A 20,666-nucleotide genomic window follows, 5' to 3' on the forward strand; every position below is an offset into this window, starting at 1 on the left:
CTCCTCCAATGCTTACACTCGCCAATCAGCTCTATTGGACGCGGCAACTTCTCAGATCGCATTTACAGGCCATTGGATTGACTGCAGGCGATGCGGTGATGGTGCATGCTGCACTGCGCTCCGCCGGTCTGATGATCAATGGTCCGGATACTTTAATTGAAGCAATTCTCGATGTTGTTGGTCCGGATGGCACGCTTCTCAGCTATGTCGGTTGGAATCCACTCTACGAAGACGCAGCCGATTCGCATGGACGAGTACCGGAAGAGCTGAAGGCTGACATTCCTCCGTTCGATCCGGAACGCTCTCGGGCAAGCCGAGATCATGGCGCCTTTGCCGAGTTTGTTCGTACCACTCCAGGCGCATTGAGGAGCGGAAATTCGGGCGCATCATTCGCAGCCATCGGCGGCAAGGCCGCCTGGTTCACCGCGAATCATCCACTCCAATATGGCTACGGCGCGGAATCGCCCTTTGCCAGACTGGTTGAGACCAAAGGCAAGGTTCTGATGATAGGAGCCCCGTTCGACACAATGAGCATTCTTCATCACGCCGAGCATTTAGCGCAGATACCCGGTAAGCGCGTACGCCGCATCGAAGTTCCGCTGCTAATCAACGATAAGACTGAATGGCGGATGGTCGAGGAGTTCGATACGACAGATCCTGTCGTCGAAGGGCTGGACGAGAATTACTTTGCCACGATCGTGGAAGAGTTTCTGGCAAAAGGACACGGCACCGCTGGGAAGATCGGTTCCGCATTTTCGATACTGGTCCCAGCCACAGATATCGTTGCCTTCGCCGTTCAATGGCTGGAACAACGATTTCCCCAAATGTAATTTAATCCGGACTGCTTCCTAGACCAGATCGATTGCAACCACCTCGTGCAACGCGATGGATGGTACCTCCAACTGGAGAAATCCTTCCTGGTGGGTATAGTTCGGCTTCGCTCCTGCGACAAGCAATCGCACCTGTTTCGCCCTGCGACCGGCCGGAATTTGCACTCTGACTTTCTGCGCGGAGATCGGGATAATCTCGCGCACTGGACCTTTCATCATCATCGGGTTGGTCAGATTCACCAGGTGTGCAGTAATCGAGCTCTTCTGCGCCCAGATGGAGACATCCAGCACACCCTTGCCCTCGACCGTCAACGGAGCAGGTTCATCCGTTGCCCAGAGCACGGCATTCCGAAGCAGCCTGGCCTGATCGAAGTTCAGCGTCTCCCAGAACGTCCGATCGATATCACCCGGCAGATAGACGATACGTCCCTTACCTACCTGACGAACAATGGCGCCGGGCTGCCCAGGCGGCGCATTCTTGCGTGGAAAGACCTCTTCCATCGGAAGATCCGGATACGTGGGAACCACCTCCAAGGGATATGTTCCTTCGCCCGTAGGAGTAACCGATACCTGATTCACGGCGTTGATGATGCGTACGGCATTTTCGAAATCCTTCACAAGCGGGTGATATTGCCCCGATGAGTCTTTCGTCAGGCTGAGGTAAGAGTTCTTCATGGGGCCTTCCACTTTTCCGGCATAATTGACGCCGAACAGAGAGGCCAAACCAAAGTTCGTCTGCCGAACACCCCATTCGTTATAGAGCGACGTTTCATACGTGGCGATCAAGCTGCCGCCATCGCGCACAAACGCCTCAAGCTGTTTGCACTGCTCTGTGGAGAGCGCCGCGACGTTCGGCAGGATCAGCGTTCGGAATTGGTGAATGTGCTCAGCATCGAGCAGATGGTCATGGACCATCTCAAATGGAATACGCGCCTCGATCAGTGCCTGATAGAAACCCAGACCTGGGTCCTCAACCTTGGTACGCGCTTCATCCCCTCCGTAATACGTTGCGGTCTGTTGCGAATACACCAGACCCACCCGAGCGAGCGGCCGCTCGTTGCGTAAGTAGGCCTCGTTCGCTGCGTGCCACTTATAGATCTCTTCTACGACCGGCATCCAACGTGGATCAATCACCTTGCAGTCGAATTTCGTGAACCACGGCCGGAGATCATGCGCGATGCCATCCGCAACCCACATCCGTATCTCGTCATCACTCTGTACGGAATCCTTCCAGCGATACTTCTCCTCCAGTCCCACGCTGAAGATACCGACGATTGCTTTGCGGCCCAGTGTGGCGCGGTACTCTTTGCCATTCTTGCCGTTGGCCCACAGAGGCATAAGACCTGACCGCCCCTGGCGGTCGGCGAAGAGCGTTGGAGCCAGTTCGCCGACGGTCTTCATATCGAGTTCGCTCAACGCCCCGCCGCCTGCGTTGGCAATGTAGCTCGCGTTCGGATTGATGCGCTGGATTCTTTCGTTCCACAGCCGCCAGAGCTCAAACAGCCGTTGCTGCCGCCAGAGGATGTATTGCCGCCGCGCCGGATCCTGCGGATTATGCGTGCGAGGAAGCGCCATGCCACTGAAAGCCTGGAAGTTCTTCTGGCAATGCTCGCAGTAGCACATGCCCGATCCCGCCCATCGATTGGTGAAGATGCCGCCGGTCATGTACTTCGTCATGATCTCTTCGTGAACTGCGGTCATGAATTCAAAGTTGTATGGACCCAGGGCGCAGGTCAGCCAGAAGTCTTTATCCGATGGATGACGAACTCTATCTCCATTGGCATCCACCATGATCCAGTCCGGGTGCGCGTCATAGACGTCCTGATGACAGGCATGAGCATCCGTGCGTGCAACGACGACCATGCCGAGTTCACGGCAACTCTTCTGCAAATCACCAAACGTATCCATATCGCCGAGCCACTTGCTGCGGTAGTGGAAAGGAACCCGGGTGGGATAGAACGCAACCGCTCCGCCGGCGTTCAGGGTCACCGCATCGATTCGCAAACGCTTGAAGTAGTCCAACCAGAACTGCGGATCGTAGTTGCCAGGGTCGTCCTCGGCGAAAGCGATCTGAGCCCAGCGCATGGGTTTGCCGTACCAGCCGCCGGTCGACTCGCCTGCGGAACCGGTTGCCTGCGTGAATTCGCCGAAAATAGATTGTGCATGTGCAGTAATCGATGATGCCATCATCATCGCGGTGGAAAGAAGGAAGTCTCTCCGGGTGATACCGTTACGATCGTCTCTCACAATCGCTCCAAGGGTGTGATCACGGCCAGCAATGGAGCATTTTCCCTGCAGGTGTAGAGTAGTTCCGCATCTATGGCGTTTTCCGCAATGAAAACGCCGTTGCGCTCCTCTTCCTGAATACCCAGCAACAGGGAAAATGCTCTGGCGGCCCACTGTAGCATCCCCCGGCAGGAAAGAGCTAACTGCGAAAAGGTGAAATAGAAAACCGATGCCCCTCTCACGAGGGGCATCGGTTTTCCAGACGAATCAAAGCTGGTTAGAAGTTGATCTTGAGCGCGAACTGACCGAAGCGGCGTTCGTCGTTCGCTCCACTGTTGTTGCCAATACCGCCTTTGGACGCTGTGACCGGCAAAGGGTCTCCCTCGTTGACATTGGCAGCATCATTCAGTCCTTGCTGGATAAAGAGATTGTGATGGTTGAGAAGGTCGAAGCCTTCCGCGCGGAACTCGATGTTGACCCTCTCATGAATAGGGAAGGTCTTGCTGACAGACGCATCGAAGGTCCATGCGCCAGGTCCGCGGAAGCTGTTCCGGGAGACCATGGTCGCAGGGAACGGGCCCCAATCGGAGATTCCGCCCAGCGCAGGATTTCCGAAGGAGACGGCCGGCGGAAGATTGCCGATGACGTAGCTGTTCAGTCCGCCGCCATTCTGGCCACTCGGAATTGATTTGAAGGTGCGTTGTGGGACCGCGCCACCGCGTGGTGTATAGCGCGCCACCTGATAGCCGCTGTTATTGTTCGTGCTGTCGAAGTAGCTGAACGGCGTACCCGTACGGACAGTATAGATACCCGTTATCTGCCAGCCGCCTACTGTCTGTGCCATGAAGCGATTGCCGTTGGCAAAGGAAGGCGTCCGGAAGATGGGGGCGACCACCAGACGATGACGGATGTCGAGATCTCCGTTGCCCCGGTCGAAACCAGGATTGAATGGCTGCAAGTATCCAAGCGCGAACGCGTTGTTGGTCTCAGAGAACGTCGTGCTTAGATCATCAATCTGGTGCGCAAGCGTGTAATTGGCCACGATGCTCAGCCCGGAATTATGAAGGTTCGTACTTTGGAACTGGATGTTCATTGCTTCGTAGTACGAATCGCCATTTGACCCCCGGTTATTGATATTGGAGTACTGGTTCGTTAGCCTTGTGAGTCCCGTGTTGCCACTCGCATCTGATCTTGGGTCGCCAAGAAGCACATTGCCCGAACCCAGGGCATTGATGTTCTTGATGTCATACAGATGGATCCCGCGAGCGCCGGCATACTGCAGCGAGAGCATCGTATTGCGTGCAAGTTGCTGCTCAAGTGCCGCATCCCAGAACTGCGTCTGCGCCGTGCGGATGTTTTGATCCACATGCCGCAGGCTGGTGGGTGGCAGCGGAACACTTCCCGAGGCTCCCCCAAGTGGACCAGCGTTCGAAGTAGTGATCCTCGTATTGTTGACTACGACGACAGCATAGTTCGGGGGATTCTGAATCACGTTGAAGGTGACATTGCCGAAGTTCCGTTCGTAGCTGATACCAAAGCCGCCACGAATCGCAGTCCTTCCTGTCCCGAATACATCAAACGCGAAACCAACACGCGGCGAAACCGTGCCCCACTGCGGCTTCCATAGTTCGCCGATAGGACTCTTTGGAGTGGTATATACCTGACCGTTGCGAATGCTCTGGAAGAGATTTCCGCCCGAGCCATAGTAGAAGTTCGACTCCAGGTCCTGCTTGTTGTTGTGTTGCACGCCATAGTGCTCATAACGCACACCATAGTTAAAGGTAAACCTCGGCGTCAGCTTGTATGAGTCTTGCGCGTAAACGGCCCAGTCGTGGAAACGATTGCTGCGCGCAAAGACGGGTTGGCTAGCCGGCAGGTTGATGGAGCAGGCCGGGGTCCGCGTCAGCGTGCCTGTATAAGGGTTGCGTACGCAGGGCAATGCACCGTTTGGATTCACTGCGGCCTGGAACTGGAACAGATCGCCGGTGATCAGATTCTGCAGTCCGGCCGTCCGATTGACACCAACCTGCTCTGTGGCCTGCGCATATGCACCATAGGCGTTATTGGCCTGCAGGTAGATATACTGTCCACCAAACTGCATGGAATGCTTCCCCTTCTGGGCGTGTAAATCCTGATTGATCTGGATTGTGTTTTGCGGTCCGCCGAACGGAAGGCCGCCATTCGCTGGGTTGAAATCATAAAATCCCGGCAGTTGGATAAACGTGCTCGTCTTTGGCAGCTGCGCATTCACGGAAACGATCAGCGTTGGCACATTCTGTAACTTCGCATCGTAGGTAACGGGAGCGTTGAACCTGCTGAAGCTGAGCTTTGTGGTCGAAGCCACGAAGGGATTGAACTCGTGAAATGCGCTCAGGAGATAGGCCCGAGCCCGGGTGGCCGCGCCTACGTTGTATTGCGAGTAAGGTGACGCGAACGCTGTACCGTTTGCATCTGTCTCCTCATAGTCCGCATAGCGGAAGAACATTCGAGTGCGGTCGGTTGGGTTAAAGTCAGCCCGCCCCACGATGTTATAGGTGTTTTGCGGAACACTACCGCCGGCGTTGATTGGCGCGGTATACGCCACGACACCAAAAGCCGGGGTGGCGGCCGGAATCCCGGTTATTCCCAGCTGGCTGGCAGTGTAAGTGTTCGTGAAGTTGAAGCTCTTGCCGCCGCCGTAAGCCGTAAAGAAGGCTTGCGTGTTTGCTGCCGAAAGGGCAAGAAACTGAGGCGTGGGAACGGCCGCAAAGGCGATTCCGGAGCTGCGTACCCGGATCCACTCCGTGCTGCCGAAGAAGAACAGCTTATCTTTAACAACGGGTCCACCCACCGCAAAGCCAAACTGATTACGGGTGTACTTTCCCCTGGGCTGACCTGCCTGCGCATTCAACACCGTATTCGCTGTGTAAGCGGAAAGACGGTTGAACTCCCATAGAGAGCCGTGGAGTGCATTGGTTCCGCTCTTCGTCGTGACGTTGACGATTCCACCCGAAGCTCGACCATACTGGGGCTCAAAATTGCTGGTCTGTACACGAAACTCCTGCGTTGCATCGATCGGCACATACACTCCTATGCCATCCGTGAAGACGCTGATGTTTTCAACGCCATCCAGAAGAATTTCAGTACCGCTGGATCGCTGTCCGTTCACGTTAAATCCGACGCCGCGTGTGGTCGCATTCTGCGAGTTTCCACTCGACCCGCCTGAAACGCCTCTCGAATCGCCACTGTTTGTGCTGTCGCCGGCGGACACATTGCCTGCGAGCGCCACAAAGTCATAGGGGTTGCGCGTAAGGCTAGGCATTTGCGCGACCTGGGTTCCGTTTACGATCTGCGACAACTCTTGTGACTGCGTGTTTACCTGTGCGCCCCCCTCAGCGGTCACCTCTACGGTGCTGATGGCTTGCGTCACCGATAGCTTGGCATCCACCGTTACTTTGGCTGCCACCGTAACCTCAACACGCGTCGTGTACGCCTGGAAGCCACTGGCTTTTATAGCGACCTCATAGGTAGCAGGCTGCAGGCCCGTGACCACATAAGTACCGTCACTATTGGTCGTTGCGGAACGAATCGCATTTGTCCCCAGGTTCGTGATGGTGACGGCGGCATTGGGAACAACCGCACCGGTAGGGTCATTCACTGTTCCTGAGATCTGTCCGGTCTCCTGAGCGAATGCGCTTTGATTTGGGGAAGCAAGAATGAACATTGCTACGCCAAACAGAAGAGTTATCTTGCTGAGTAGGTTAAATAGACTGACTGTATTTTTCATTGGCACTCCCTCGACGCTTCGGCAAGCGTTCGTACGGAGCGCGCGCAGCCCTGTTGCTGTTGGCCGGGCAGTAACCGGGGAGTCTGCAAAAGCACCCCGTGCGCCAGTTTGTCCACGCAGCCTTGCACTGACGAGCAAAAGACCAAGGCCGCGATAAATTATTATTGCATATTTTAATAAAATGTGGTAGGCAATGTCATCAAGCTGACAAACCCCTGAAAACAGGGATCTTCTCGCCGACCATCAATTCGGACACGATTGCGACCATTGATTGATTACTCAGACAACAATCCTGGGTAGGAGGCGCCATGCGGCCCACCAGGAGCCGGCATCGTTCCACCGCCTACTGGTTCGCTATTCGTCTCCTCAAAATGGGATCCAGGTTTGTCTTATCGATCAGCGCTTCCCCTGTATCGACAAACACCGGAAATGGCGAGTCTGGATCCAGGAAATAGTCTCCACTCATTGGCTTAATGGGATAGTGATGGACTTGGTCCAATGCCTTCAGCCCCAGAAAAGCCATCGTGTAGGGCTTTTGGGCGATCGTTGAATCGATCGTTCCATCCCCCACCAGCTGCAACGTATCGGTATCGGTATCCATCGCTATCAGCACCCGATCGGCGGCATTCCTCCGCTTGAAGGCTTCGGCAACGTTTGCACCTGACCTTGATTCCAGGCAAATGAATGCGTCAACCTTCGCAGGGCCAGTCCGCGCCAGGTACTCCATCGCCTGATCCAACGCCTTACCTGGATCTGCCTTGATGTCGTACACCTCTACTGTCTTGATCCCTGGGAAATCCTTCAGGATGTCCTGATAGCCCTTGAGCCGCTCCTCCAGGTTCGGCTGCCCCGGATTGGTGAAAAACACGACATTTCCTTTCCCGTTCAGTCGCGCCGTCAGACGCCTCCCCCCCAGCTTGCCCGCCTCGAGGTTATTGGTTCCGATGAAGTACAGCCGCTTACTCTCCGGCGAATCCGAGTCAATCGTAATTACCGGAATGCCTGCCGCAATGGCAGCATCGATCTCCGGCGCCATCAGGCTTGAGTTCGCCACCGAGACCAGAATTCCGGCGGGTTTCCTTGCCACCACCGCTTTGAACTCATCCACCTCGGCCTGAGGATTGTGGCCCGCCGGCCCACGCGTATCCACCGTGACCCCGTATTGCGCTGCAGCCGCCGCAAATCCTGCAGCCGCCGACTTCCAGTACGGCACTTCCGTGTTGGTGGCGATCAGATAATACCGCTCGCTCTTGCTATGCCGGGTACAGCCCGTAATCAAGGCAAGCACCGCCGTTAAAAGCCCTAAAGAAATCCGTTTGCTCAACGTCATCATCGTCAACCTCCGGAACTTCTCTTGTGAAGCACAGCATATCCTCCGCAGTAGGTGGACACCCATGGGTCATCGCCGCATGGGAGCCAGATATTACTCCACTTGGATGAGAAAAGGCTAAGTAGCCTGAAGTCAGCATGAGTGCAATGCCTTGATTACCGATGTCGTGATACTACGATCGTGCTGTGCCCTGTTCAGGCCATTGCAGTCAAGTAAGAGATGACGCTAGAACAACTCTCCTGGAGATGTAGAGCGAAGCCTTGGCACTTTGCGCCGTTTTCCTGCGATGAAAACGGCCTTAGCAGATTTAGAGCATTTTCCCTGTTGCTGGGTATCCCGGAAGAGGAGTGCAGCGGCGTTTTCATTGCGGAAACGCCCATAGATGCGGAGGCTCTGGACTACGCCTACAGGGAAAATGCTCTTTCCAGAGCTTCGGCAGGCGGCTTCCAGTGTGCAAAAGTCCTCTCACCACGTCTATCAATGCGAATAAAGCGGCCGGCCGGAACTCTGTGGATATGCTGGAAGGCGCTCCACCCGGTGGCTTCAAACGGGGCACGAGGAGTGATCTCCAGAATCTGTAACAAGCCTTCCTCGTTCACTTCGGCCGGACCTCATCTAGAGTGAGGAGTCACTCCGGCTCGATCAACGCGATTGTTAACCGAGCTTGCAAGCCCATAAAGCAGCGGGACGTTCGGACCGAGATGGGTGGACGGGATCGGTATCAGGAGAATTGCTCTAGTGTGATCGGAATCACAGCCTCCCCGACGGCTCAGCATCAACCTGTAGATGCTGCACGATGGGGTCCATATGGGGTCGTCTCCTGCTGATCACTCGTTGTCCCAGAATTTTGCGATCCTGAAGCCAAGAGCCGAAGCGCCAAACCAGAAATCCTTCCACTGGGCCCGAATGGGTGCGGCGGCAATTCTCTTGTTGGGGACCGGGTTGCTGGTTGAGATGGAGCTGAGGTTCTCATGGATCGAGTCGCGCTTGTTTGCGGCGGAAGCTTCCAAAATGGGTTACAAGCTCGCGGCGGGGCCGAGTGGAAGCATTCGCTTCCCGGATGCCGGGCCGTATGACCTGAAGTACGGCTACTCGAATCTGCCGGCGTACCTGAACCGCCTGCACGGAGAGCATTTCAATATCGAGGAACAGGCCCGGGTTTCCAGCAGCTTCCTCCTTTGGACGCACCTCGGTGCGTATCCTATCTACCACGAGAAGAGTCAGGCGGGATTGGACATCGTCGACGAACGGGGCGAGAGCCTCTATTCATTTCGAGATCCACGGCGAGCCTATGGGGATTTCACTTCCATTCCGCCGCTGGTTGTTCAGACACTGCTGTTTATCGAAAACCGGCACATGCTCACTGACAAAGAACCGGATCGAAATCCGGCCATCGAATGGGATCGTCTGGCTCACGCGACGTTCGACTTCGGGCTGCATAAGATGGATCGTCATCATTCCGTGATCGGCGGCAGCACGCTGGCTACGCAGCTTGAAAAGCTTCGCCATTCGCCGGCGGGAAGAACCCATTCGCCCGCCGAAAAACTCCGCCAGATCACTTCGGCAACGTTGCGCAGCTACCAGGACGGACGTCAGACACTCGGAGCTCAGCGCACAGTCATCCGCGATTACATCAACTCGATTCCTCTCTCTTCCACGCCAGAACACGGCGAGGTGACCGGCCTGGCAGACGGTTTGGCGGTTTGGTATGGCGCGAATTTTGACGCAGTCAATCGGCTGCTTGCAGCCAGTGAGGACGCGTCGGCCCCGCAGCAAATGCAGGAGCGGGCACGCGCCTATCGACAAGTGCTCTCGCTTTTTCTTGCCCTGCGGAAGCCCTCCATCTACTTGGCAGGGAATCCGGACGCGCTTGCCGCGCAGACCGACCGGTATTTGCGGGCCTTGTGCAAGGCTGGTGTGATCTCAAGCCAGCTTCGCGACGCCTCCCTGCGAGAGCGCGTCTCACTGACACCTCCGATGCACGTCCGCCGGGCTGGCGACTTTGTGGCGAACAAGGCTGCCAACGCGGTTCGGGCACAATTGCTCGGACTGCTGGGCATTGAAAAGAGCTATGAGTTGGATCGGCTTGACCTCAACGTGCAAACCACGATCGATCAGCGGGTGCAGCAATCAGTGACTCGCTTTTTCCAGCAGCTCGCCAACCCCGAAAACGCCCGGCGCGCCGGACTTGACGAGGACCGCTTGCTTTCGGCCGGCGACCCGAGCCAGGTGATCTACAGCTTCACCCTGTACGAGCGCGGCGACGGAGTCAATCTGCTCCGTGCACAGAGCGACAATTTCAACCAGCCGCTGAGCATCGTGGATGGGACCCGGCTGCAATTGGGTTCAACCGCCAAACTGCGCACTCTCATCAGCTACCTTCAGATCATTGAAAGCCTCCATGGCCTATACAGCGCACTGACCCCATCGCAATTGGCCGCAGTATCCGTTCTGCCTGGTGACCGGCTTACTGAGTGGGCGCTCCAATACCTGTCGACGGCGCAGGATCGCACATTGAAAACGATGCTCGAAGCCGCGCTCAACCGCCAATACTCAGGCAACCCAGGCGAGGTTTTCTTTACTGCCGGCGGGCGACATGTTTTTGCTAATTTCGAACGACCTGAGAACAACAGAGCCTTTACCGTACGTGATGCTTTCGAACAGTCTGTCAACCTGGTGTTCATCCGCCTGATGCGGGATATAGAGGGGTACTACAAATGGCGCCTTCCCGGCGTCTCGCCATCTATTCTCAGCGATCCCCAGGATCCGGCGCGCCAGACATATTTGAAGCGCTTCGCTGACCAGGATGGCTCCGTGTTCCTTCGCCGGTTCTACGAAAAATATCGCGGCCTCGATACGGATCAGGCTTTGGAAAAGTTGATCAAAGGAATCAAGCCCACTCCAGTGCGAGTCGCGGTGATCTTCCGTTCTACGCGGCCGCAAGCGGACTTCTTCGCTTTCTCCGCCTTCATGAATCGGCATGTTGCGTCGTCGCTTTTGAGCAATCACAAACTGGAGAAGCTGTATGCCGACCACGCTCGCGGCAAGTTCAATCTCTCCGACTGCGGTTACCTGGCGCACGTTCATCCTCTCGAACTGTGGCTTATGGCCTATTTGCAGCAGCATCCAGGCACAAGCCTGTCGCAGGTGATTGCGCAAAGCGCGCCCGAACGCCAGGAGGTGTATCGCTGGTTGTTCCGCGCCAAGATGCGGCACGGACAAGATGTGCGCATCAGCATTCTGCTCGAACAGGATGCGTTTCACGAGATCTGGAGGGATTGGAAACGTCTGGGCTATCCCTTCGATTCACTCGTGCCTTCGTACGCCACATCGATTGGAGTGTCCGGTGACACCCCGCGAGCGCTTGCAGAGTTGGCCGGCATCATCGCGAACGGTGGTATTCGCTATCCGGAGGAGACCATCCATCAATTAACGTTCGCTCACAATACGCCGATGGAGACCAACCTCGCATTCCGTGCTGCCGGCGGCGAAGCTGTACTTTCTCCCGTAGTGGCAGGCCTGGCGCACGAGGCGATGCTGGGCGTGGTCAGAAACGGGACCGGGCGGCGCGCCCTGCGAGCATTCGCCCTGCCCGACGGCAAATATGTTCCCGTAGCCGGAAAGACCGGCACGGGTGACAATCGGTTCAAGACCTTCGCTAAGGGAAAGGACGTCGTGTCCGAACGGGCGGTGAATCGCACCGCAGCATTCGTGTTTATCATTGGCGATCGTCTGTTCGGAACCGTGATGGCATTCGTGCCCGGCGAGAGCGCGTCCTCGTATAAATTCACCAGCGCCCTGGCGGTTCAGATCCTGAAGGACCTGGCTCCAACCTTACAGCCCTTGATCTCCGATCACCCCGGAGTAAAGCGCCCGGCATTGTCCGAGAAGTCCCTGCCGGTGACGTTGAACAACGCTGGCGACGCGCTTATAGGCCGCGTGCCCAAAAGACCGGTTTCTTCATAGCAATCCAGCCATCCACATGGGGGGCGTACCGCTTCTCGAGTGCATCCCGCTTGAGCTTGAGAGTCGGCGTGATCAAACCGCTCGCGATGTCCCAGGGCCCATCGACGAGCGCCAGAAAGGAGAGCCGCTCGTGGGGGTCGAGCTCCGCGTTGATGTGAGTGAGCAGTTTTTCGAGCTCCTGGCCGAGTTCGCCATTTAGTCCGCCGCTCTCGCACTGCTTACGCGCTTCCGCAGAGAGCACGGAGATCGCAAAGGGATGTGCGCGGCCATCACCCATGACACATGTGGCCTCGAGAGCGGGGTGAAGGGCAAAGCGCTTTTCGATCGGTACGGGTAAGACGTATTTGCCATTATTGGTCTTGAATTGCTCCTTGATGCGGCCAACGATCTTCAGCTGCCCATCGGGAGCTATCTCTCCTTTATCGCCGGTACGGAAGAAGCCATCCGCCGTGAAGCACTCGCGCGTTGCTTCCTCATCGCGGTAGTAGCCAATCATGTTCATCGCACTGCGCATCTGAATCTCTTCGTCAGGACCGATGCGTACTTCGACGCCGGGCAGTGCGGGGCCGACGTATCCCATGCGAAAGTTGGCTGGTCTGGGTGCGTGGGTGATGCCGGTCTCCGTGAGGCCATAGCCTTCGACAAGAGTGAGCCCGACACTGCGATACCAGGCGAGGACCTCGCTCGGCAGCGCAGCCCCACCTGAAGCAGCCAGGCGCACGTGGGCCAGCCCGAGCTGGCGCAGGATCTTCCGCTTCACATAGCTGCTGAGGATAGGGATGCGGAGCAGGCGATTGAGTCTGGGTTGCGGCACTTTCTCCAGTACGCCCTGACGGAGGTGCAGATACAGCAGTGGCACAGAGAAGAAGACCGTAGGGCGGGCGCGTTTGAGAGCTGCGAGGAAGCTATTCCGCCCTGCGGTGAAGTAGACGGTACAACCGATGTGCAGGCTGGTAGCCTCAATGGCGCCGCGCTCGGCGATATGTGCCAGCGGCAGATACGAGATGAACCGCTCATTGCTGTCCATATTGACCAGCGCGGCGATGGTGCTGCCCATCTGCGGGAAGAGGGAGAAGCGATGCATCACACCCTTGGGCTGATCGGTGGTACCGGCGGTGTAGATGATGGTGGCCAGTTCATCGGCCCTGCGGGTGGGCGAGTCCGAGATCGGCGCGCATTCGGTGAGTATCTCGTCCCAGCGGCGGTCACAGCCGCGGAGCACCTCAGGCGCAGCGTTGGGCATAGCGATACGCAGCACTCCTCCTGGAAGGCCCTGCTGCATAGCCTCACGGTCGTCCATGGCGCCGAGGAAACAGGCGCGGACATCGGCGTACTGCAGAAGGGCGTGGATGGACTCCGCGCGGAGCGATGGATAGAGAGGCACGGTGACCATGCCGGCCATCCATGCGCCCAGCTCGGCGATGATCCACCAGGCACTGTTTCGGGCCAGCGTAGCCACGCGTGCGCCAGGCTCCCAGCCTTGCGAGCGCAAGAAGGCTGCGATACGGCGCGCCTCGTCCATGGTCTGCTGCCAGGTCCAGGAGCGGATGCTGCCCTCGCTCATGGGCTGGACGAGATAAACCTCCGCGGCACGGACGTGTTCCCAGTGGTAGGCCCGCCCAAGCGGGAGAAGATCATCGCCGAACTGCGCCATCCAGGTACCCTCCGTGTGCGGTCAGCGCTTTGTTCGTTCGGCTGTAACCTGGCCCGAACCTACAAAGTGAAAGGCCCTCTTACTCCGGTAAATTTGCACCCCAAATTTCGCTTGCGCAATCCAAGCGAGAGCGCGTAGAACGGGTGCTGCAAATCCGACCGGCGAGTAAGATATCAACCGGAAGGGGCAGTGTCAATTGCTGCCGGGGTGAAACGATGCCCAAACAGTCCGCAGCCTTACGGCCGCATCGACAGTTGTTCGCTGACCGCAGACGCAATCCGGACGCGAAGCGGGAGGCCGTGCTCCACACGGCTGTTCGCATATTCCTCGAGCGCTCCTACGCGCGCACGTCGATGAATGACGTAGCGACGCAGTTGAATATCACAAAACCGGCGCTCTACCACTACTTCCGCAACAAGGAAGAGATCCTGGTGGAGATTTACCGGCTGGGGACGGACCTGATCGACGAGATGCTGGATTCGATCGAAGCCGATGAAAAAACCGGACTGGACAAGGTAGCAGACTTTATCGCCGGCTACACCCGGATCATTGCCGGGGACTTTGGCCGGGCGGTTGTCCGGCTGGATGACGGAGAGTTATCGAAGGCTGGCCGCAAGCTGGTGCGCGCCCGCAAGCGCGAGATCGACCATCGATTGCGAGCCCTTATCGAAAGCGGCATTGAGGACGGCTCCATTGCCTCCTGCGATGCAAAGATTGCGGCCTTCATTCTGGCCGGGGCCATTCACGGAATGGCCAGTTGGTATGAGCCTGCCGGGTCAATGGACCTGGCCGATATCACCGCGCAATACGTTCGGATGCTGGCGGCGGGGCTGGCGATGGGAGGCCTGCCGGCGTTGGCCGAGCGCCAGCCAATTGCGCCACGTCGCTTTGAGTAGAGGACTGCACGCATGGAATCAAACGAGGCGAGCATGGGATCTGTTGCTGAGCAGGAAGTGAAGACGACCAAGGTCGAACGGCCACTGCTGTTGCGCAAGGCTGCCGTCCTGGGTGCGGGGACAATGGGATCGAGGATTGCGGCGCAGCTGGCCAATGTAGGTCTGAATGTCCTGCTCCTGGATCTGCCAAGCAGCGATCTGCCAAGCAGCGATCTGCCGAGCAGCGAGGCTGGCCGAAACGCTGTTGCCGACAAGGCACTCGAGGCGCTCAAGAAGAGCAAGCCGGCTGCGTTCTACACACCCAGCGCCGCCATGCGCATCCAGACGGGCAACTTCGAGGATGACCTGGCCCAACTCGCCGAGTACGACTGGATCGTCGAGGCGGTAACGGAGAACCTGGAGATCAAGCAACAACTACTGGCGCGCGTAGCACCGCACGTGCAGCCGCATGCCTTCCTCACCACCAATACCAGCGGCATCCCGGTTGCTTCGATTGCCAGCGTGCTGCCTCCCGAACTAAGCCGCCGGTGGTTTGGCACACACTTCTTCAATCCGCCACGTTATATGCGGCTGGTGGAGGTGGTTCCAGGACCGGCTACCGACCCGGCGGCCATGGCCGCACTCTCCGTCTTCCTCGACCAGAACCTCGGCAAAGAGGTGGTCCGGGCACGGGACACGCCGAACTTCATCGCGAACCGCATCGGCATCTTCTTCATCCTGGAAACGCTGCGCGTGATGCGGGAAGAGGACCTGAACGTTGAGGAGGTAGACGCCCTGACCGGCACCGCCATCGGCCTGCCGCGCACCGGCACCTTCCGGCTGGCAGACATGGTCGGGCTGGACATCCTGGCGCACGTGGCGCGAAACTTCGCGCAAGCCCGCACCGATGCCGGCGGACAGGCGGCGCTGCCACCCTTCCTGGAAACCATGCTTGAGCGCAAGTGGCTGGGCGACAAGACAGGTGGAGGCTTCTACAAGAAAGAGCGAGGCGCGGACGGGAAAGAGGTGCGCTTCGTTCTCGACCTAAAGACGCTGGAATACCAGCCGGCGTCGAAGCCCAGATTTCCGGCGCTGGATATGGCGAAAAACGTGGAGTCGCTGCCGGAGCGGCTGCGGATGCTGTTATCCGGCGACCAGAAGAAGGACAAGGCGGCGCGCTTCCACTGGAAGCTGCTGACGCGGCTTTGGAACTACTCCGCCGATTGCCTGCCTGAGATTGCAGACTCCGCGGCCAACATCGATGCAGCGATGCGCGCCGGCTACAACTGGCAACTTGGCCCGTTCGAGATGTGGGATGCGGCCGGCGTAGCGGAGACAGTCGCCCGCATGCGGGCAGCGGGCGAGCCTATCAGCCCGGTTATCGAGGCGATGCTGGCCAGCGGGGCAAAGACCTGGTATGCCGACAATGGCGCCGCCTGTTATGACCTGGCGACAAGACGTTATCAAACGGTGGCGCGGCCTGCGGGCATTGCCCGCATCGCTAGCTTCCGCGCCAGCAACGGGGTCGTGCGTGCGAACCCGGGCGCATCGCTCATCGACCTCGGCGACGGCGTCGGGTGCATCGAGCTGCACTCGACGAAGAGCACGATGGGTGATGACATCATGCGGCTGATCACAAAAACACTTGAGCCCTCGTCGGAGTTCGTGCGCGACTTCCGCGCCTTTGTGATCTCCAGCGATGCGGAGAATTTCTCGGTTGGTGCAAATCTGATGCAGCTGCTGCTTGCCGCCCAGGAAGGCGAATGGGAGGACATCGACCTGACGGTTCGCGCCTTCCAGCGCATGACACAGTCAATCAAGTTCTGCCCGCGGCCAGTGGTGGTTGCGCCCTACGCATTGTGCCTGGGGGGCGGGACGGAGATCTCGCTGCACGGCGCACGGCGGCAGGCACATGCCGAACTGTATATGGGGCTGGTAGAGACCGGTGTCGGCCTGATTCCCGGTGGCGGAGGCACCAAGGAGTTCGCGCTGAAGGCGACGGATGAGGCAATTCGCGCCTTCGGCGATGCATCCCGCGTCGCGATCTCAACCGAGATCGTAGACACCATGAAGCAGGCCTTCGAGACGATCGCGATGGCAAAGGTCTCCACCTCTGCGGCCGAAGCGCGATCGCTGAACCTGTTGACTGAAGAAGACGGCATCACGCTGAACCGCGAGCGGCTGCTGCTGGAGGCAAAAAACGCCGCTCTTGCCCTGGCGGACGCCGGCCATCTGCCGCCGGTGATGCGCTCCGGGATTCCCGCTGCGGGCGAGAGCGTACGCGCGACGCTCCGGTTGGGGGCATACATCATGCAGCAGTCCGGTTACGCGAGCGAACACGACGTGAAGGTGGCCGGGCACGTTGCGCATATTCTGTGCGGCGGCAGCGTCGCACCCGGAACGCGCGTAAGTGAGCAGTATTACCTGGATCTGGAGCGCGAGGCCTTCCTCTCGCTTTGCGGCGAGCGCAAGACGCAGGAACGCATCGCCTACACGTTGAGCAACGGCAAACCCCTGAGGAACTAGTTATGCAGGAAGCAATGATTGTCAGCAGCGTCCGTACACCGGTCGGCAAGGCAGGGCGAGGCAGCCTGGCTACAACGCGGCCGGATGACCTGGCGGCCACCGCGATTGAGGGCGCATTCGCGCGCGTGCCGCAGCTAGACAAAAGCGAAGTGGATGACGTCGTCCTGGGCTGCGCGCATCCCGAAGCAGAACAGGGCATGAACGTGGCGCGAATCGCGAGCCTGCGTGCTGGTCTGCCGGTGGAGGCCTCGGCGATGACGGTGAACCGCTTCTGCGCATCGGGCCTGCAGGCGATTGCGCAGGCAGCAGATCGTATCCGCGGCGGTGGCGCATCGGTGGTCGTGGCCGGCGGCACGGAGTCGATGAGCATGATCCCTATGGGTGGTCACAAGATCAGCGCCAACCCATGGCTGGTTGACAATATGCCCGCCGCCTATCTCTCGATGGGATTGACAGCGGAGCGGGTGAGCGAGCGATTCCATATCAGCCGCGAGGACGCTGATAGCTTCGCGCTGGCCAGTCATCAGAAGGCCTTGAAGGCGATCGCTGAAGGATGCTTCACCGACGAGATCGTGCCGGTGGAATGGATCGAACGCACACCGAAAGCGGGCTCTGCAAAGCCGGTAGAACAGAAGCGCAGCTTCCAGATCGACGAAGGGCCGCGCGCCGATACCTCCGCTGAGGCGCTGGCCAAACTGAAGCCGGTCTTCCATGTGAAGGGCACGGTGACGGCGGGCAATTCGTCGCAGACCTCCGATGGCGCGGCGGCCACCATTGTGACCAGCGCGGAACGAGCGGCCGCCTTGGGCATGAAGCCGATGGCACGTTTCGTCGCCTTTGCTACCGCGGGTTGCGCTCCGGAGGTGATGGGAATCGGACCGGTACATGCCGTGCCGAAGGCGCTCAAGATCGCTGGCCTGAAACTGGAGGACATTGGCCTGGTGGAGTTGAACGAGGCCTTCGCCGCACAGGCGCTCGCGGTCATTCGGGAACTTGGTCTCGATCCGGCGAAGGTAAACGTGAATGGCGGCGCGATCGCATTGGGACATCCGCTGGGCTGCACCGGTGCGAAGCTGACCGCCACATTGCTGCATGAGATGCAGCGCCGCAAGGTGCGCTATGGCCTGGTGACGATGTGCGTGGGCGGCGGGATGGGTGCAGCAGGCATCTTCGAGAATCTGAACTGATTTGTTAGAGACAGGAGCGGCTTGATGACAACGCCGGCATCACAACCCACTACGACGGTCAAAGCCGCTGCTGGCGGCAGCTTTCTGCTCGAGGAGCGCACACCACAAGAGGTCTTTACACCCGAGGACTTCAACGACGAACAGCGGCTGATCGCCGAGACCGCCTCGAACTTTGCACAGAAGGAGGTTCTCCCGGCAGCCGGCGCGATCGAGGCGAAGGACTATAAGGTGACACGCGGGCTGCTGGCGAAGGCCGGCGAACTGGGACTGATGGCCACCGACACGCCGGAGGAGTATGGCGGCCTTGCGATGGACAAGGTAACGTCGGCCATTGTGGGGGAGAAGCTCTCTGTGCTGGGCAGTTTTGCCGTTACCTTCAGCGCACACGTGGGCATCGGCATGCTGCCCATCATCTGGTACGGCACTCCGGAGCAAAAGCAGAAGTATCTGCCGAAGCTGGCGACCGGCGAGTGGGTGGGGGCTTACGCCCTCTCTGAGGCATCCTCCGGCTCAGACGCGATGGGCCTGCGTACACGCGCCGTGCTCTCCCCGGATGGGCAACATTACGTCGTGAACGGCGAAAAGATGTGGACCACCAATGCAGGCTTCGCGGATCTCTTCACCGTCTTCGCAAAGGTGGACGGCGAGAAGTTCACTGCCTTTCTGATCGAGCGCAATACGCCCGGCTTTTCCGTCGGCAAAGAGGAGCACAAGCTGGGCATCCGCGGCTCCTCCACCTGTCCACTGATCCTGATCGATTGCAAAGTCCCGGTGGCCAACCTGCTGGGCGAATTGGGTAAGGGACACCACATCGCATTCAACATCCTGAATATCGGCCGTTTCAAGCTGGGCGCAAGCGCGATTGGCGCCGCAAAGAATTCACTTGCAAATGCGGTGCGCTATGCCAAAGAACGCAAGGCCTTCGGCAAGGCCATCGGCGAGTTCGGCTTGATCCAGCAGAAGCTGGCTGAAAGCGCGACCGGCATTTTCGTGGGCGAGAGCATGGCCTATCGCACCATCGGCATGATCGATGCGGCACTGAGCTCGCTCGAAGGCAACAAGGCGCATGACCCGCAGGAGATCCAGAAGAAGGTCGAAGAGTATGTGGTTGAATGCTCCATCCTCAAGGTATGGGGATCCGAGATGCTGGACATGGTGGTGGACCATACGATGCAGATTTACGGTGGCTACGGTTACGTCGAGGAGTATCCGGCAGAGCGTGCGTATCGCGACTCGCGCATCAATCGCATCTTCGAGGGCACGAACGAGATCAACCGGCTGATCATCACCGGATGGCTGATGAAGCGTGCGGCGAGTGGACAGCTGCCGCTGCTGAACGCGATCAAGACGTTGATGGCAGAGGCGATGGAACCGCCCTCCCTCGACGCCAGCGACGATACCGATGACCCATTGAGAACCGAGGCAGCGTTGCTTGCGAATTTGAAGAAGACGGCCCTCTTCTGCTCTGGCTCAGCGACGCAGAAGTACCTGCACGCACTGCAGGATCAGCAGGAGATCATGGGTGATCTGGCGGACATGACGATGCAGGTCTTCGCGCTGGAATCAGCGCTGCTACGAGCACGCAAGCTGGCGTCGCAACCCCAGGCCCAAGAGTCGCAATCCCAGACTGCGCACGCGATGCTGAAGCTCTTCGCAGCCGATGCGCTTGCGGTGGTCGAAAAGGCCGCGCGACGCGTGCTGGCCGCTGTTGCCGAGGGTGACACGTTGCGCACCCAGCTCGCTATCCTGCGACGGCTGCTGAAACATACACCAGAGGACACCATCGCGCTGAGCCGCGCTGTGGCACAGCGGCAGCTCGAGGCGTGTGGCTACAAACTCTGAATGAGAGTATCTTGCCAGGCGATCACATCTGCCCACGGTACTGAAAATTCCGGGAATGTAGTATCCGGCCAACAGTACGGCCCTGGGATAAATCGCGAGTCATGGACTTGCCCGCTAGAGCATTTTCCCTGCAGGTGTAGTCCAGGGCATCCGCATCTATGGGTGTTTTCCGCAATGAAAACGCCGCTCCACTCCCCTTCCGGGATACCCAGCAACGGGGAAAATGCTCTAGAGCATCTTCCCTGCAGGTGTAGTCCAGGGCATCCGCATCTATGGGTGTTTTCCGCAATCAAAACGCCGCTGCACGCCTCTTCCGGGAAACCCGGCAACAGTGAACATGCTCTAGTGTCCTGAGTCATTAATTCGTTGGCAATATTTTGCGAGGGAGTTGAGTATGTCGTCCGCGGTTTTAGTCCAGACGAAGGGTTTTGGGTGTTGGTTGTGGTGCTGGAGGTAGTGTCGAA

At 58.4% G+C, this 20,666-nt stretch carries 11 protein-coding genes and 1 pseudogene; 6 read left to right on the top strand and 6 right to left on the bottom strand.

Annotated elements, in window-relative coordinates:
* The first annotated feature begins 8 nt into the window (after nt 1–8).
* Nucleotides 9–830: an aminoglycoside 3-N-acetyltransferase gene (gene aac(3) / locus OHL21_RS05475; protein ID WP_263416241.1), complete on the top strand. Its 822-nt coding sequence runs from the start codon at nt 9–11 to the stop codon at nt 828–830.
* Between the two features lie 18 nt (nt 831–848).
* Here the strand turns inward: aac(3) and OHL21_RS05480 are convergent, their stop codons facing one another.
* The 4 genes from OHL21_RS05480 to OHL21_RS05495 all read right to left on the bottom strand — a co-directional run bounded on the left by OHL21_RS05480 (nt 849) and on the right by OHL21_RS05495 (nt 8,155).
* Nucleotides 849–3,077 (bottom strand): beta-galactosidase trimerization domain-containing protein, encoded by a 2,229-nt coding sequence (locus OHL21_RS05480; protein ID WP_263416242.1) that lies wholly within the window; start codon nt 3,075–3,077, stop codon nt 849–851.
* Nucleotides 3,074–3,307: a hypothetical protein gene (locus OHL21_RS05485; protein ID WP_263416243.1), complete on the bottom strand. Its 234-nt coding sequence runs from the start codon at nt 3,305–3,307 to the stop codon at nt 3,074–3,076. The genes OHL21_RS05480 and OHL21_RS05485 overlap by 4 nt, the downstream gene beginning before the upstream one ends.
* Nucleotides 3,308–3,333: 26 nt before the next feature.
* Nucleotides 3,334–6,759 (bottom strand): TonB-dependent receptor domain-containing protein, encoded by a 3,426-nt coding sequence (locus OHL21_RS05490; RefSeq protein WP_263416244.1) that lies wholly within the window; start codon nt 6,757–6,759, stop codon nt 3,334–3,336.
* Between the two features lie 406 nt (nt 6,760–7,165).
* Entirely contained in the window at nt 7,166–8,155 is a 990-nt protein-coding gene (locus tag OHL21_RS05495; protein WP_263416245.1) for a substrate-binding domain-containing protein, read from the bottom strand.
* A 1,008-nt stretch (nt 8,156–9,163) separates the two neighbouring features.
* On the opposite strand from OHL21_RS05495, the gene OHL21_RS05500 reads away from it, so the two are divergent.
* Nucleotides 9,164–12,118: a transglycosylase domain-containing protein gene (locus OHL21_RS05500; RefSeq protein ID WP_263416246.1), complete on the top strand. Its 2,955-nt coding sequence runs from the start codon at nt 9,164–9,166 to the stop codon at nt 12,116–12,118.
* Here the strand turns inward: OHL21_RS05500 and OHL21_RS05505 are convergent.
* The gene (locus OHL21_RS05505; RefSeq protein ID WP_263416247.1) at nt 12,081–13,772 is read right to left on the bottom strand and encodes an AMP-binding protein; all 1,692 of its coding nucleotides are present in this window, start codon (nt 13,770–13,772) and stop codon (nt 12,081–12,083) included. The genes OHL21_RS05500 and OHL21_RS05505 overlap by 38 nt on opposite strands.
* A gap of 215 nt (nt 13,773–13,987) precedes the next feature.
* Between OHL21_RS05505 and OHL21_RS05510 the strand changes: the two genes are divergently transcribed.
* Genes OHL21_RS05510 through OHL21_RS05525 form a run of 4 tightly spaced genes read left to right on the top strand, consistent with a single transcriptional unit; the run spans nt 13,988 to nt 20,202 of the window.
* Complete coding sequence (locus tag OHL21_RS05510) at nt 13,988–14,668, top strand: TetR/AcrR family transcriptional regulator (RefSeq protein WP_263416248.1); 681 nt, start codon at nt 13,988–13,990, stop codon at nt 14,666–14,668.
* A 33-nt stretch (nt 14,669–14,701) separates the two neighbouring features.
* Nucleotides 14,702–17,173 carry a 3-hydroxyacyl-CoA dehydrogenase/enoyl-CoA hydratase family protein gene (locus OHL21_RS05515; RefSeq protein WP_263416249.1) on the top strand — a complete coding sequence of 824 codons (2,472 nt, stop codon included), beginning with the start codon at nt 14,702–14,704 and terminating at the stop codon, nt 17,171–17,173.
* A 2-nt stretch (nt 17,174–17,175) separates the two neighbouring features.
* Nucleotides 17,176–18,360, top strand: a complete 1,185-nt coding sequence (locus tag OHL21_RS05520; RefSeq protein ID WP_263416250.1) for an acetyl-CoA C-acyltransferase — start codon at nt 17,176–17,178, stop codon at nt 18,358–18,360.
* 24 nt (nt 18,361–18,384) lie between these two features.
* The gene (locus OHL21_RS05525; protein ID WP_263416251.1) at nt 18,385–20,202 is read left to right on the top strand and encodes an acyl-CoA dehydrogenase family protein; all 1,818 of its coding nucleotides are present in this window, start codon (nt 18,385–18,387) and stop codon (nt 20,200–20,202) included.
* Between the two features lie 342 nt (nt 20,203–20,544).
* On the opposite strand, the pseudogene OHL21_RS05530 reads toward OHL21_RS05525, so the two are convergent.
* Nucleotides 20,545–20,666, bottom strand: a pseudogene (locus tag OHL21_RS05530) (IS630 family transposase); the annotation flags it as partial.

The organism is Terriglobus albidus (assembly GCF_025685425.1).
GTDB classification, from domain to species: Bacteria; Acidobacteriota; Terriglobia; order Terriglobales; family Acidobacteriaceae; genus Terriglobus; species Terriglobus albidus.

Excerpts from the sequence above, each read along its gene's own strand:
- OHL21_RS05485 (WP_263416243.1), bottom strand. The coding sequence starts at position 3,307 with ATGCCCCTCGTGAGAGGGGCATCGGTTTTCTATTTCACCTTTTCGCAG.
- OHL21_RS05490 (WP_263416244.1), bottom strand. The coding sequence starts at position 6,759 with ATGTTCATTCTTGCTTCCCCAAATCAAAGCGCATTCGCTCAGGAGACC.
- OHL21_RS05495 (WP_263416245.1), bottom strand. The coding sequence starts at position 8,155 with ATGATGACGTTGAGCAAACGGATTTCTTTAGGGCTTTTAACGGCGGTG.
- OHL21_RS05500 (WP_263416246.1), top strand. The coding sequence starts at position 9,164 with ATGGGTTACAAGCTCGCGGCGGGGCCGAGTGGAAGCATTCGCTTCCCG.
- OHL21_RS05505 (WP_263416247.1), bottom strand. The coding sequence starts at position 13,772 with ATGGCGCAGTTCGGCGATGATCTTCTCCCGCTTGGGCGGGCCTACCAC.
- OHL21_RS05510 (WP_263416248.1), top strand. The coding sequence starts at position 13,988 with ATGCCCAAACAGTCCGCAGCCTTACGGCCGCATCGACAGTTGTTCGCT.
- OHL21_RS05515 (WP_263416249.1), top strand. The coding sequence starts at position 14,702 with ATGGGATCTGTTGCTGAGCAGGAAGTGAAGACGACCAAGGTCGAACGG.
- OHL21_RS05520 (WP_263416250.1), top strand. The coding sequence starts at position 17,176 with ATGCAGGAAGCAATGATTGTCAGCAGCGTCCGTACACCGGTCGGCAAG.
- OHL21_RS05525 (WP_263416251.1), top strand. The coding sequence starts at position 18,385 with ATGACAACGCCGGCATCACAACCCACTACGACGGTCAAAGCCGCTGCT.